Here is a 13,655-nt window from a genome sequence, read left to right as displayed (position 1 = left end):
TATAATTTTCTCCTGCCTTCTTGTTTATTTATACTTTCCATTGATAACCAAATCCCCAAATGGTGGTCAAGTGGTTCTCAATGGGAAAGTGAGCGGATTTTAACTTGTCACGAAGATTCCGGATATGAGAATCTACCGTGCGGATTTCAGTTTCCGCATGATTATCCCATACCATCAATAGAAGCTGCTGCCTTGTATACACTTGTTCAGGCTTCTTCATTAATGCTTCTAGTAATTTAAATTCCTTCAAAGTGAGTGATATTTGCTTTTCATTATGAATTAGTGTGAATGACTGATAATTCAAACTAAAATCCCCTCTGATTAAGAGGTGTGAGTTAAGTGTTTGGAACTCATTCTTGTGCCTTCTCAAAGCTGCTTTAATTTTGGCCAGGAGCACTTCTTCGTCAAATGGTTTTGTGAGATAATCGTCTGCTCCGAGTTCAAGTCCTCTGATAAGATCGGCTTTTGTGTCCCTTGCAGTAAGCATGATGATTGGGACCGACGAAAACGTCCTGATCTTTTCACATACTTCCCAACCAGACATCTCTGGCATCATGATATCAAGCAGCAGTAAATCAAATTCTCTCTTCCTCAAATGCTGGATGGCTTCATGACCATTGTTAGTTTTAACACATGAGTACCCATGCGGTTTGAGAAAAAGTTCAATGAGATTCAGCATTCTCGCCTCATCATCTACAATAAGAATGTTTTTCATTTAGAGCCCTCCTTGATAGGAATAAACAATTGTATAATCGTTCCTTTTCCGATTGTACTCTTCACCTGAATATCACCACTATGTGCTTCGACCAGCTCTTTTACAATTGATAGTCCAAGCCCTGATCCCCCATGTTCTCTTGAACGAGACTTTTCAACGCGATATAAGCGTGTGAAAATATTCGGAATTTCATCTTCAGGGATACCGATACCTTCATCTTCAAGCGAGAAGATAGCATTCTTCGAGTCAGAGGTGACAGTAAGAGTAACCATCGTATCTTTATTTGAATATTTCTTAGCGTTATCCAGCAGATTCAAGAAAATTTGTTCCAGACGTATCGGATCTGCATAGATGACCATGTTAGTTGTACAATTTACAAAATGTAATTGAATGTTTTGATTAACAAATGCCGGCTTAACCTTCGTATATAATCTATTTAATAAAGGCCCAATTTCCACTGTTTCCTTGTAAATAGTAAAGGTATTTTCATCAAGCTTTGCAAGTTCAAAAAGATTTTCCACTAGCTGGACAATTGTACCGGTCTCCTCCTCGATAATTTGAAGATATTCCCTTCGCTCCTGCTCCCCGATTTCTTTTCTCTGTGCAATAGTAGTATAACCTTGCACGTAAGTTAGAGGAGTTCTAAGTTCATGAGAGATACTTGCTAGAAATTCAGCTCTCTCTGCTTTTATTGTCTTTAGATCATCAGACAACTTTTGTATAGCTTGAGACAATTGGCCAATTTCATCATTTCCTGCTTGAGGAAGCATAACATCATAATCTCCTCTATTGATTCTCTCGGTTGCAGACTTCATTTTAATTAGGGGCCGGGTTAAAATCTTGGAAAGAATAAAATGAATAATAATCATTAGGGCTAAACTAAGCCAGCCTGCAATTAGAAAGTGAGAGTTTAGTTCCTTGATTAACTTTCTTAAAGGACCAGTGGGTTTAAACATAAAGATATAACCTTCTTGAGAATTTGCACGATAGGAAGACACAGATACAATGTAATCGTCATTTCGGTAGTCATTTTTTAGCATATTGCTATTGGGATAGGAAGCTACAAAAGTTTTCTCTATAACCCTTACCATTCCATCTGAAACCTTGTCCGAAGAAATAATGATATTCTTTTGTTTGTCAGTAACAACAACAATTGCACTTGTTTTTGATTCCATTAAGGCTATATGCTGTAGGGTTTGCTGAGTATAGTTATCCTCTAATACGTCGCGATGACTTTCACCTCTTGATTGAATGGAATTTATTTCTTCATCTATTCTACTGTTCACGATACTTTCGTGGAGAAAAATCAAGATGAAAACAACCAAAATAAATACTGCGATCGTGAAATATACCGTTAACTTGGTAGATATCTTCATTATCAAACCTCAATTCTGAACTATTAATAAGTTTACATTTTATTTTTGAAGAATTTGTGCAGTTTTAACAGTTAACTCTAGCTTATAAATAGTTTTTGTTTCTACATATATTTTGCATATCTACAGGGTAAAATTTTAATGAAACGTAAGTAAGGAGGAGTCAACATGACAATCAAAAGAATTGCTTTGCTTTTCGTAACACTATCTATTCTTGTTCTAGGAGCTTGTTCTAGCAACAACGGGGAAAAGACAGAAAACAACGAAAACCAAAGTGATCAAGAGAAGATGGAAGAAAAAGAAGATATGGATGATATGGACGATATGGACCATGGTGAAATGAATCATTCTGGTTCGGGTGAAGTTCCAGAAGGCTTGAAGGAGGCAGAAAACCCTAAATATGCAGTCGGAAGCAATGCCTTACTCGAAACGGATCATATGCCGGGGATGAAAGGTGCAGAGGCGACTATCCAAGGTGCTTATGACACTGTAGTATACACTGTTTCTTATACGCCTACAAACGGTGGTGAAAAAGTTAAAAACCACAAGTGGGTCATCCATGAAGAACTGGAGAACCCCAGGGAAGAACCATATAAGCAGGGAGATGAAGTCGTATTAAATGCCAACCACATGGAAGGAATGGATGGTGCTAAAGCCACGATTGATTCAGCTGAAGAAACAACCGTCTATATGGTCGATTACACTCCAACGGATGGCGGAGAAGAAGTGAAAAATCATAAATGGGTTACGGAAAGTGAGCTGTCATCCAAAGAACAATGATAAACGAAAAGAGCTTATCCGTACATTAAAGTGTACCCTTTGTAAAGGACATTTAAAAAAAGCCTAAGTTGCTTCTAAAAGATGATCTCTGTATTGAACAGGGGTCATCTTTTTTCGATTCCATTGATATCTATAGTGATTATAATAAGTGATGTATTGCTTAGTGACTAATTCCATAGTCATTCTGTCAGACAAATGGTAAGCAAGAGCTTCTCCGCTCGAGCCATCCAATATCATAGATAAATAAGCCCTGGAATTTTTTCCATAGTTCAACAAGTAAGTGATGTCTGTTAATAAAGGACTTCTCCGGGTTTACCCTTATTGAATTGGTGCTCTAGTAGGTTAGGGACCACAGAGTGTTCCTGGGTTGCCTTCATTAGACGCCTATATGGATTCGCCCTCCGGAAGGGGCAAACGATGTTATACTTCTTCATAATTCTTCGTATTCTTTTCAAGTTATAGACAATCTTAAATTGACCCGCCAAAGTCATTTTGATTTGACGCGCCCCTTTCTTGCGATTCTTAAAACGGAATGCTTTTAAGATGATTTCCTTCACTTCTTCATCTTTTGCTTCTCGTTGTTTTCTAAGCTCTTGAGGCTCGTGAGAGTGGTATTGATAATAAGCACTTCTAGAAACTCCTGCGATTCCACAGAGGTATCTCACCATTTTTTTAAGCTTATATTTCTTTATTACGAAACGAATGAGAATGAACTTTTGACTAGGAGAGAGGACTACTTTTTTAGCCCCCTTTCCGCGAACCGAATCTTTTTTAGAAGTTCATTTTCGGCCTTAAGTAGGTTGATTTGCGTTTCCAATCGAGCGTTCTTTTCCTTAAGGGACAACTCTAGTTCTCTAGGTCTCCCGGAATTACCTTTCCTTGTGTCATTGAGCCCCAAAACTCTGTGATTTAAGGATGCCGAACCATTCTCCAATTCGTTTATGTACAGGCAACAGACGACTGGACAGATAGACCGTTGGGGTCTCAATCTGCTCAAATTGAATCAGTAAGGATTGAAGAATAAACAACCAGTAATCAATCAAAGTAGAAAACCATTTCCTCCACCTGTAAATCGTAGATTCATCAGCTGCCACCGTCAGGTGGGCTGTTTGGAAAATGGTTTCCTCAATGACATTTGCAGCGTATCGTTTATATGGGATCATTAAGTCAGGAAGTTCGTGGTGAATCTCGCCGCACTGAAGGCATCGGAGCCTCCCGATGATAAACGTTCGGGCCATGCCTCTTTCATCTTTTAACTTTCTCTCCCTTGAACCGATGACCTTGAAGTCCTGATGATTACAACAGGGTTAAGGAACCTTTTCTGCACATTTAATAAAAAACGCCTTTATCGGCGGATTCCACTATGATATAATCAGTCTTACGTAGCGCCACTGGTAATGGCCGGCATCATGGAAGGCGTCTTTTCCTTTCTTCAGGGTAATTAAGGACATTATATCCGTCAATCCCAGGACAAACAATACCGTCAACAAGTGGACGTTTTTAATCAGCATTAACAAATATGGAAGAAAAAATGATGCGGTAGTGAACAACTACCGCATCATTTTTCGTTTTTAACAGACTAACTCTTAGACTCGTTCTGTATAGGTAACATAACTACGAAAGTCGTCCCTTCTCCTTTCGAACTTGTCACTTTGATATCCCCACCATGTATTTCAACAAAACTTTTTGCAATAGAAAGCCCAAGTCCTGCACCACCCTCATCACGTTTACGAGACTCATCTACACGATAAAAACGCTCAAAAATAAAGGGGAGTTTTGGCTCATCAATACCAGGTCCTGTATCTTTAAAACTTAGAATTACTGAATTACCTTCCACATTTACATTAACCGTAACTGTTCCGTTATCAGGAGTATAACGAAGTGCGTTACCAAGAAGATTAACAATGACTTGGGTTATACGGTCTTGGTCAATTTCGATGGATATATCATTAGAACTTTTATTTAAATGAAGCTTAATACCTTTTTCGTCTGCAAACCATTCAAACTGTGAAAGAATAGCTTCCATAAAAATATTTATTTCTGTACGTTTTTTGTGAAGTGGCAATGTTTTAGACTCTGCAAGACTAAGCTGTTGCAAGTCATTGACCAGTCTTGAGAGACGATATACTTCATCACTTACGTTTAAAATGACTTCTTCTGTTGCTTCAAGGGCACCAGCTTGGATTGACTCTAATTTTGCACGAATAATAGAAAGAGGAGTTCTCAACTCATGTGCAACATCAGCCACAAGAGATTTTCGTATATGCTCGGTTCGCTCTAATGTATCTGTCATCTGATTAAAAGCATCACCAAGTTGTTTGAATTCATCATTTGAAGTAATCTTTACCCTGAATTTTTTGGTATTACCTTTTGAAACATGTTCAATACCTGATACGAGCTGTGAAAGGGGGTTAGTTATTTTCTTGGAAAGAAAGAACCCAATGATCAAAGTAATCATGCCAGCAAATAGAAAACCAAAAAGAATCGTTAAATTGACCGATTGGACAAATTGTTGTTCTAGACGAGAAACAGAATCGTTTTTAATGGGATACGCAATCATGTTCCCGATGGTTTCTCCTTTAATGACAAGAGGTTCTTTAACTGAAAAGTTCTTGTCCTCCATCTTTTTCTGTGCTGTATTTGCTACTATTTCCCCCGAAGCATCTAAAACAACGATTCCAATAGTTCCTCCCATACCTCCCATCATACTTCTCATATTCATGTTCATTCTATTTGCATTTTCAAGAGCTTGTTCTACACCTTTTAATGAGCCTGTTGAATTATAATAGGAGATCAGTGCGTGCTGCATCATTTCAACCTTCATCTGATCACTTTCCGAAAGATAATTTTCAAATATCTTTTCTATACGTGTTTGAAAAAATAGAGTTTGAAAGAGACCCATAAATATAATGACAGTAGCTAATGAAATGAGGACCTTACCTCTCAGCTTCATGCTTCCACTCCCAAACGGTAACCTATCCCGTAAACAGTTTGAATCGTTGCAGAAGACCCTAGCTCTGACAGTTTTCTTCTTAAGTTGCTGACATGGGTATCAATGGAACGTTCATAATTAACAAATGCTTCTCCAACGGCAATGTTCATAAGTTGTAATCTGCTATAAACTCTACCCGGTTTTTCTACAAGTGTCGTTAAAATTTTAAATTCTGTAGGGGTTAAATTTACCCTTGTATCGTTGACATAAACTTCGTATGTGTTTAGGTTAATTTTTATATCTGCTTTCTGAATCCATTCATCGTCTGCTTGTTCTTCAGACGTTCGCCTTAACACCGCCTTCATTCTAGCAACAACTTCACGTAAACTAAACGGTTTTGTAATATAGTCATCTGCACCAATCTCAAGTCCCAACAGTTTATCGATCTCATCTGTTTTAGCTGTTAGCATAATGACTGGCGTTTTATTTTTGTCCATTCGCAATTCTCGTAACGTCACATAACCATCCTTTTCAGGCATCATGACATCAAGCAAAATGATATCGACATTTTGTTTCTCTTCAATGAGATGTAACGCCTCATTGCCATTACGAGCATTTATCGTTTGATAACCTTCATTTTGTAAGAATGTTGAAATTGATTCTCTTAATTCGTCTTGATCATCTACTATCATTACTGTTTTTTTCATCGGAAAGGTACCCCTCGTATCCATTTGTATTTTTCGTTTTTTAGCACAAAAAACAAACATAAACCTTGATAAAAGTTTATCAAGGTTTAATCTCTATAATCAAATTTTATCCGTATCTGTCAACTCATGAAGTCGTTGTCTGTAATCCTCTGTATCGATTTCTCCTCGGGAGTATCGCTGTCTTAGTACTTCAACTGCGTTGACAGTTTGGCTTGATTTATCTCCTGATGACAATTTTCGTATCGCTAATACAATTAACCAAATAACAAGCCCCCAAAAAATTAACATAAAAATCCCACCAAACATCATCATTGGAAACCCACCTCCTAAACATTCTGCACCATTATTCCACATATACAAACAACCCCTTTATGATCTATTTATTTGGACTCATCGAAAGACCCGTTACAAGGAAACATTCCTGTAGTATTTAGCATCATTCCGATGTTGTCACTCATGGAAAGTAACATTTCTTTTTGTTGCTCTGTTATCACGGTTCCTTCTTTCTCTAATTGTTTCATCTCTTTTTGAACAACTTTCTCCAACTCGTTCGTCAATTTATCCACCTTTACTCCTTGCTCACCTGCAATCGTGTTAAGTGATTTTTCACTTTGAATTTCTTTTTGAAGTTGAACTGTTGTCATACCCAGTGTCTTGGCAGCTTCGCTAAAGAGATCAGTCATTAAGTCATTCATATTAGACATGGTATTCATCATCTCATTCATATTTCCCATCATACCCATTCCATTCGAATCACCCATTATATTCATCATTTCGGAACCTTGATTCGAAACCATCATTTGATTTTGGCCCATGATATTTGAAGATGTATCATTGATCCCAGTACTAGAACTGGCATATGAAAGGACTGATCCTCCAGTCATTGATCCAATTGCAAAGGCCCCAACAAGCCCTGCCACTATTGATAATTTTTTCATCTGAACTCACTCCTGTTTTAATTATAAGTGGAAAGTGTAATTCCTTTCCCTTATTAACAATATAACCGACCAATTTTCAGAACTTATCAGGAGAATGTCAAGAACTTGTTAAGATTATTGATAAACGACCTACAGTTGGGAAAATTAATTAAAACAAACTTCTAAATAAGTGAGGAAGCCAAATGAAAATATAAAGAAAGCTTAACTTGATACAGTATGAGACACAGTACAAATGGACAATTCCTTTTATCGAAAGGTACTACAAGAACTATCAGGTGAACTACATCTTCATCTTCCGTTAAATGGGGAAATAACTGAAGAGCATCCAACTGATTGGGACCTATTGCCTTCTTCAATTATTGGGACAGCAAGAAAACAAGAGTTATCTCTTTCTTTATAGAGGGAGTTAATTTAACAATACATACATTCTTGGCATTAAGCACAGCCTCGAAGTTTTTAAGACCTGGAAGATCGTACGCAGGAGACAGCCGACAGGGGGAGTATGAGTATGATTGGCGGTACAGCCATCTCCTTATCGTTATGTGTTTTGCCAATTGCTCTGGTTTCTACTCCGATCCAAAACTTTCAGTTATTTTGGGTGAACTTATTTTTTGTTGCTTTGATTCCAACTGTTTTTTTAATTTTAGTATTAAAAAACAAAAAATCAGGGCTTATATTATGGAATATACTTCTTTTAGATTTCTTATTACTTTTCTATGTGTTTGTGATACTTAAATGGATGTTAAATGTATTTTAATAGACAGTTATAACGAAATCAGAAATATTTTGACCTTAGGTATTGCAACTGATCATTTTAAATAGAAACATTTCTCCATACTTTCTTCATAAATTTCAATTAAACTTACCTTTGACCAAATGAATAGGGTGATAACTTGTACGAATTTTTTTCAAGAATAAGCAATGTTCTATCTGAACCGTTTATAAACCTAACGTATGGAACAGAAGGAGTTCCTATATTTTTTGCTTTTATATTAGGGATTGTTGGTGCACTTGCCCCATGTCAATTTACAGGTAATATAGGGGCTATCACGCTTTATGGAAATAAATCTTTACAGAAGGGTTTGGCTTGGTCGGAAGTTGTCTTTTTTACCTTGGGAAAAATCCTCACTTTTACTGCAATAGGATTGTTAGCGTGGTCTTTAGGTAATGAGTTTCAGCAAGAAATTACGGAATTCTTTCCATGGATGCGGAAAGTAATCGGTCCAGTTTTATTATTATCTGGCCTGTTTATGCTGGGGATCATCAAGCTAAGGGGGACCTTAACGTTATTGAAAATTCCGAGTGATTTTATCAAAGAAGGTAAACTGGGCTCTTTCTTAATGGGAGTCAGCTTTTCTTTAGGTTTCTGTCCAACGATGTTTGTATTATTCTTCGTAAGTTTAATGCCGGTTGTCGTATCAACTTCCTATGGTTTTGCATTGCCTAGTATATTTGCTATTGGAACAACCCTTCCTTTATTTATTGCTATATTTTTAATTTGGTATTTTGAGGCTGGTGGGACTGTAATGGAAAAAGGCCGGAAGATTGGTTTTGTTATTCAAAGGGCTGCTGGCGTAATCATGATTCTTTTAGGAGTGGTTGATACATTAACTTATTGGACAATCTGAACATTTTTTAGCGAACAACTCTAATAACAGTTAACATCAGAATGAGGGAGAATAATGAATAAATATAAAAGAATCTTGTTACTACTGCCGGTTCTCATGATGTTATTATCACTTAGTTCAAAAGCTCATGGGGATGGAAGGGGGGAACTGCCTCAAAATATTTTCAATGAATGGAACTACCTGCTTGCTGCTGTGTTAATTGTCATAATGGGATTCTATTTAATTAAATTTAAGGAATCATTTAGTCAGTCCATCTGTTTTTTTCTGGCACTCGTAGTTTTTTATATAGCATTAGGAAGTCCACTGCATCTTCTAGGGGATCAGTACTTGTTCAGTGCACATATGCTGGAACAATCTATAGTTTATATCGCATTACCCCCTTTATTGTTACTTGGGTTGCCAAAGAAGATAATAGAACCCCTAATGGCATGGGGATTAAAGAAAAAAATATTTTCAATTTTAAAGTATCCGTTAATTTTACTTCTTCTGTTTAACGTTTTGTTTTCTTTGTATCATATACCGACTGTTTTCAATACGGTAGTCGGGAATACGTTACTTCATAATATGACACATGCTGTATTAACTTTCACAGCAATTCTTATGTGGGTACCGTTAATCCCTCTAACTAGAGAGCTAGAAACTTTATCCGAAATTCAAAAAATAGGATATATTTTTGCTTCCGGAGTTTTACTAACTCCCGCATGTGCCTTAATTATCTTTTCAAACGATCCTTTTTATACTGTTTATTCAAACGCCCCTCAATTGTTTGACCTTCTGCCTCCGTTAGATGACCAACGAACGGGTGGAATCATTATGAAAGTGTTCCAAGAGATCGTTTATGGCTCCATGATTGGTTATATATTTTTTAAATGGGCAAAAAAAGAAAGAGAAAACGAAAAAAGTTATAACTTGGACGTGATATAAAGTGGCGAAAGAAAGAATCTTAATTGTGGATGATGAATGGAACATGAGGAAGCTGTTATCGATTCATTTAGGACAAGAGTTTGAAGTAATGGGAGCCAAGAATGGAAAAGATGCGTTAACTGTTTTCGACAACCATGAAATAAGCTTGATTGTGCTGGATGTGATGATGCCGGACATGTCTGGTTGGGAAGTATGCAGGGAAATTCGAAAAAGTAATGAAAAAACTCCGATTTTAATGTTAACTGCCAGAAGTGAAATTAAGGATAAAGTACGGGGTTTCGATATAGGAGCAGATGATTACTTAGTGAAACCCTATCAAGCAGAAGAGTTGCTGGCAAGAGTAAAAGCTCTTATGCGAAGATCAAATTCTATAAAAAAGGAGTCACTTAATACTTCGCAAGACGAGATCCAGATAAAAGATTTACGGATTGATCAAAATGCAAGAGAGGTTTATGTGAAAGATCATTTTCTTGAATTAACACCTAAGGAATATGAACTTATCTTGTTGTTTATTCTAAATCCAAAATCAGTATATACAAGGGATATGCTTCTGGATCTAGTGTGGGGGATTCATGAGGTTTTGGATATACGGACAGTTGACTCCCATATTAAGAACCTAAGAGAGAAATTCAGAAAGAACAAGCTATCGTTTAATCCTATTAAAACAGTGTGGGGAGTAGGGTATAAATTCCACGAAGTTGAGATGGACCAATGAATTGGAATCGGATTGTCGTTAAGCTGGGTGGAAGTATCCTACTCATTGTATTAATTATTTTGCTCCCATTAGGCTTTGTAACACAACAAATTTTTTCTGGGTTCTACTATAGTAAGGTCCAAGATCAACTTATGGATTTGTCTAAGCGTTATGCAGAATCAATTTCCTCAGTGGATAATACACAAATCCTGCAAATGTTCGAGACTTTAGCAACAATGACAGATAAGGAAATCGTCATTGTTGATAGTAAAGGAAAAGTTTTAGCCAATTCGGGTCTTCCTAGTTTTGAAAATGGTCGAAAAGTAACAATGAAGCCTTTGCTTCTGAAGGAGGAAGAAAACGTTCCAAGATATGAATATGAGGATCCGTTGCTAGATGAAAGCTTCCTCTATATTGGGAGACCGATCTTTGATGAAGAAGACCAGTTTATTGGCAGTATTTATGTCTTCTCATCCATTGGACCAATCACCCAGTCACTAGAAGTAATAAAGAATTTGCTGATTCTTGCAGGCGTTGGCAGTATATTATTGGCCTCAGGTTTGATCTATTTCGTATCTAAAAGGCTGTCGAGACCATTATTAGATATGGTGTCAGTTACTCGAGGAATGGCTAAAGGGGAACTCCATTCCAGGGTTGGTATCACTACAGGTGATGAAATCGGTGCGTTAGGAAGATCGATTAATGATTTAGCCATTGAACTCGAGAGTTATCGAACCAATCGTAAGGAGTTTTTCGCAAGTGTTTCTCATGAACTTAGAACTCCTCTAGCATACGTTGATGGTTATGCAAGAGTTCTGAAAGAGGGAATTTACGAAACAGAGGAAGAAAAAGAACGATATTTATCTATTATTGAACAAGAGGCTGCACGAATGACTAAGTTAGTAAATGACTTGTTTGAACTTTCAAAAATGGAAGAAGGTCATTTTCACTTGCTACTGGAAGAGGTAGATCTAATTGAAGTTGTTGAAAGTACATTGGAAAAAACGCAGTTAAAGGCAAAGGAAAAGGGTTTGCGGGTTTCCTTTGATTCTGTGATTTCGATTCCAACTATATATGCAGACGGACTAAGGATTGAACAAGTTCTCATTAACTTGGTTGAAAACGCCATTAGATATACCGAGGAAGGTTCAATAGTAATCCGATTGCTCAGTGAAGATTCATATGTGGCCATTGAAATCGAAGATACAGGGATTGGTATTCCGGAAAGTGAAATTCCCTTTTTGTTTGATAGGTTCTACCGGGTTGAAAAATCCCGATCAAGAAAATATGGTGGTACGGGTTTAGGACTTTCTATAGTAAAGCACCTTGTGAGTTTGCAAAATGGTTCGATTGACGTTCAAAGTAAGGTAGGAAAAGGAACAAAGGTAACCCTAAGGTTTCCAATTTATATGGAGGAGTCATCATGAAAAAATGGGAATTCCTCATACCGCTTGTACTGATTTTAACCGGTTTAGCTTGTCTAACCATGTCAGGAACTTTCATGTTTTATCAAGAGGTAGAAACCTACTTTAAAACATTTGCTACTCTTTGTTTTTGGATGTCTATACCGATAGTAGCAGGGATTATTTTATATCTTATTTATTTCAAAAAAAGGAGTTAATCGTTTTGAAAAATATCAAATCAATTTTATTATCAATACTTGTATTAATGATGATGTTTCCTATCCAAGCATTTGGGCATGAGGGTGAGGAGCGTTCCGAAACATCAACGTTTTCCTTAGTAGTAGACTATAGTATGATTGCTGCAAGTGTCATAACTATACTTGCCATTATCACGGTTGTTGTATTAAATAATAAACAAAAAGCCTTTGATGTTAAAAAGAAAGAAGGACAAATAAGAAAGAAGCATTATCAAAAATTAGTGAAAATCAGCAAATGGATTGCCATCTTTGGAATTGTTGCTTTACTTATTTCCGGAGCTATAAAAATGTTCAATGGGGACAATGGAAGTGAAAGTTCTGGGGAGTTTATGCACATCCATGGCTTAGGTTTTACTAATGATGGCTCTGAAATATACGTCCCTGCTCATGATGGGTTAAAAGTTTTCAGAAATGGGCAATGGTCAGGGGCAGCCGGAGAAAAACATGACTATATGGGCTTTTCCATGGTGGATGATGGATTTTACAGCAGTGGACACCCAGCTCCAGACTCATCTATGAAAAACCCTTTTGGAATTGTTAGAAGTACCAATCTGGGGGAGGATTTAAAAACTTTAGGTCTTTATGGTGAAATAGATTTTCACGCAATGGACGTGGGATACAACAATCATGCCATTTACGTATTTAATCCTCAAGAGAACTCGCAAATGGACGACACAGGGATGTACTATTCTCTGGATGACACTAAAACCTGGAATAAAACTGGGATGAAAGGTATTAAAGGTCAAGTGGCGGCTATTGCTGTTCATCCGAATCAAGAAGAAGTTGTAGCGGTATCAACGAACCAAGGAATCTTTTTATCCAAAGATTTCGGGGATACCTTCGAAGAATTATATAATGTTCCAACCTCGGCGCTATCATTTTCAAATCAAGGAACGCTTTATGCTGGAAGTGTGTCCAGCAAGGTGGAATTAACCCAAATAAACACCGAAAATGGGGAAAGAACGAGTCTGCCACTTCCGTCAATAAAAGAGGAAGACGCAATTAGCTATATTGCTATTAATCCTCAAAATGAGCAACAGATTGTAATTTCGACATTCAAAAAAGATATTTTCTCTACTGGTGATAGAGGGGGAAGTTGGTCTCAATTAGTTGATGAGGGAAAGTCCGTCACCCAAAATAAGGAGGAGGTATCCTCATCTTCCCTAGAGAGTGATACCAGTGAAGGGCAGTCACATGCTATGGATCACTCAGGTATGAACATGAGTGGTTCTTCCGATGTTCCTGAAAACTTCAAGTTGCAGAAATCCCCAAGTATCCAGTTGGCTCAAAAGCCATAAGCCTCG

At 37.2% G+C, this 13,655-nt stretch carries 14 protein-coding genes and 2 pseudogenes; 8 read left to right on the top strand and 8 right to left on the bottom strand.

The features are described from left to right. Positions 1–28: 28 nt before the first annotated feature. Entirely contained in the window at positions 29–715 is a 687-nt protein-coding gene (locus tag DET59_RS06795) for a response regulator transcription factor (RefSeq protein ID WP_113968871.1), read from the bottom strand. Continuing rightward, a complete protein-coding gene (locus DET59_RS06790) occupies positions 712–2,091 on the bottom strand; it encodes a sensor histidine kinase (protein WP_258549602.1) in 1,380 nt (459 codons plus the stop codon). Before DET59_RS06790 ends, DET59_RS06795 begins: the two co-directional genes overlap by 4 nt. Before the next feature lie 165 nt (positions 2,092–2,256). Here DET59_RS06790 and DET59_RS06785 point away from each other — a divergent pair, with 165 nt between their 5' ends. Further along, positions 2,257–2,868, top strand: a complete 612-nt coding sequence (locus DET59_RS06785) for a YdhK family protein (RefSeq protein ID WP_113968869.1) — start codon at positions 2,257–2,259, stop codon at positions 2,866–2,868. 63 nt (positions 2,869–2,931) lie between these two features. Here the strand turns inward: DET59_RS06785 and DET59_RS06780 are convergent. The 6 genes and pseudogenes from DET59_RS06780 to DET59_RS06755 all read right to left on the bottom strand — a co-directional run. Beyond that, positions 2,932–3,769, bottom strand: a pseudogene (locus tag DET59_RS06780) (IS3 family transposase); the annotation flags it as partial. Continuing rightward, positions 3,753–4,163 (bottom strand): annotated as a pseudogene (locus DET59_RS06775) (DUF6431 domain-containing protein); the annotation flags it as partial. The pseudogenes DET59_RS06775 and DET59_RS06780, both read right to left, overlap by 17 nt. A gap of 284 nt (positions 4,164–4,447) precedes the next feature. Then, positions 4,448–5,821: a sensor histidine kinase gene (locus tag DET59_RS06770; protein ID WP_113968866.1), complete on the bottom strand. Its 1,374-nt coding sequence runs from the start codon at positions 5,819–5,821 to the stop codon at positions 4,448–4,450. Further along, the gene (locus DET59_RS06765; RefSeq protein ID WP_113968865.1) at positions 5,818–6,507 is read right to left on the bottom strand and encodes a response regulator transcription factor; all 690 of its coding nucleotides are present in this window, start codon (positions 6,505–6,507) and stop codon (positions 5,818–5,820) included. The genes DET59_RS06770 and DET59_RS06765 overlap by 4 nt, the downstream gene beginning before the upstream one ends. A gap of 99 nt (positions 6,508–6,606) precedes the next feature. Beyond that, positions 6,607–6,795, bottom strand: a complete 189-nt coding sequence (locus tag DET59_RS06760) for an SHOCT domain-containing protein (RefSeq protein ID WP_142675568.1) — start codon at positions 6,793–6,795, stop codon at positions 6,607–6,609. A 92-nt stretch (positions 6,796–6,887) separates the two neighbouring features. Beyond that, positions 6,888–7,445 (bottom strand): hypothetical protein, encoded by a 558-nt coding sequence (locus tag DET59_RS06755; protein WP_113968862.1) that lies wholly within the window; start codon positions 7,443–7,445, stop codon positions 6,888–6,890. 508 nt (positions 7,446–7,953) lie between these two features. Here DET59_RS06755 and DET59_RS06750 point away from each other — a divergent pair. The 7 genes from DET59_RS06750 to DET59_RS06720 all read left to right on the top strand — a co-directional run bounded on the left by DET59_RS06750 (position 7,954) and on the right by DET59_RS06720 (position 13,649). Continuing rightward, the gene (locus DET59_RS06750; RefSeq protein ID WP_113968861.1) at positions 7,954–8,202 is read left to right on the top strand and encodes a hypothetical protein; all 249 of its coding nucleotides are present in this window, start codon (positions 7,954–7,956) and stop codon (positions 8,200–8,202) included. 136 nt (positions 8,203–8,338) lie between these two features. Next, positions 8,339–9,073, top strand: coding sequence for an urease accessory protein UreH domain-containing protein (locus DET59_RS06745; protein ID WP_113968859.1), 735 nt, complete (start codon positions 8,339–8,341; stop codon positions 9,071–9,073). 54 nt (positions 9,074–9,127) lie between these two features. Beyond that, positions 9,128–9,997, top strand: coding sequence for a cytochrome c oxidase assembly protein (locus tag DET59_RS06740; RefSeq protein ID WP_113968858.1), 870 nt, complete (start codon positions 9,128–9,130; stop codon positions 9,995–9,997). 1 nt (position 9,998) lies between these two features. Continuing rightward, a complete protein-coding gene (locus tag DET59_RS06735) occupies positions 9,999–10,712 on the top strand; it encodes a response regulator transcription factor (protein ID WP_258549600.1) in 714 nt (237 codons plus the stop codon). Next, positions 10,709–12,118: a sensor histidine kinase gene (locus DET59_RS06730; RefSeq protein WP_113968856.1), complete on the top strand. Its 1,410-nt coding sequence runs from the start codon at positions 10,709–10,711 to the stop codon at positions 12,116–12,118. The genes DET59_RS06735 and DET59_RS06730 overlap by 4 nt, the downstream gene beginning before the upstream one ends. Then, positions 12,115–12,312: a hypothetical protein gene (locus DET59_RS06725; protein WP_113968855.1), complete on the top strand. Its 198-nt coding sequence runs from the start codon at positions 12,115–12,117 to the stop codon at positions 12,310–12,312. The genes DET59_RS06730 and DET59_RS06725 overlap by 4 nt, the downstream gene beginning before the upstream one ends. 5 nt (positions 12,313–12,317) lie before the next feature. Then, positions 12,318–13,649 (top strand): F510_1955 family glycosylhydrolase, encoded by a 1,332-nt coding sequence (locus DET59_RS06720; protein ID WP_113968853.1) that lies wholly within the window; start codon positions 12,318–12,320, stop codon positions 13,647–13,649. The last annotated feature ends 6 nt before the right edge of the window (positions 13,650–13,655 follow it).

This window comes from Rossellomorea aquimaris (assembly GCF_003315075.1).
In the GTDB taxonomy this organism is placed as follows: domain Bacteria; phylum Bacillota; class Bacilli; order Bacillales; family Bacillaceae_B; genus Rossellomorea; species Rossellomorea aquimaris_C.
Note: the sequence above shows the minus strand (reverse complement) of the source record. Positions and strands in the feature narration are given on the sequence as shown.

What these genes read in the sequence shown, in the direction of transcription:
- DET59_RS06795 (WP_113968871.1), bottom strand. Translation starts at nt 715, where the DNA reads ATGAAAAACATTCTTATTGTAGATGATGAGGCGAGAATGCTGAATCTC.
- DET59_RS06790 (WP_258549602.1), bottom strand. Translation starts at nt 2,091, where the DNA reads ATGAAGATATCTACCAAGTTAACGGTATATTTCACGATCGCAGTATTT.
- DET59_RS06785 (WP_113968869.1), top strand. Translation starts at nt 2,257, where the DNA reads ATGACAATCAAAAGAATTGCTTTGCTTTTCGTAACACTATCTATTCTT.
- DET59_RS06770 (WP_113968866.1), bottom strand. Translation starts at nt 5,821, where the DNA reads ATGAAGCTGAGAGGTAAGGTCCTCATTTCATTAGCTACTGTCATTATA.
- DET59_RS06765 (WP_113968865.1), bottom strand. Translation starts at nt 6,507, where the DNA reads ATGAAAAAAACAGTAATGATAGTAGATGATCAAGACGAATTAAGAGAA.
- DET59_RS06760 (WP_142675568.1), bottom strand. Translation starts at nt 6,795, where the DNA reads ATGTTAATTTTTTGGGGGCTTGTTATTTGGTTAATTGTATTAGCGATA.
- DET59_RS06755 (WP_113968862.1), bottom strand. Translation starts at nt 7,445, where the DNA reads ATGAAAAAATTATCAATAGTGGCAGGGCTTGTTGGGGCCTTTGCAATT.
- DET59_RS06750 (WP_113968861.1), top strand. Translation starts at nt 7,954, where the DNA reads ATGATTGGCGGTACAGCCATCTCCTTATCGTTATGTGTTTTGCCAATT.
- DET59_RS06740 (WP_113968858.1), top strand. Translation starts at nt 9,128, where the DNA reads ATGAATAAATATAAAAGAATCTTGTTACTACTGCCGGTTCTCATGATG.
- DET59_RS06730 (WP_113968856.1), top strand. Translation starts at nt 10,709, where the DNA reads ATGAATTGGAATCGGATTGTCGTTAAGCTGGGTGGAAGTATCCTACTC.
- DET59_RS06725 (WP_113968855.1), top strand. Translation starts at nt 12,115, where the DNA reads ATGAAAAAATGGGAATTCCTCATACCGCTTGTACTGATTTTAACCGGT.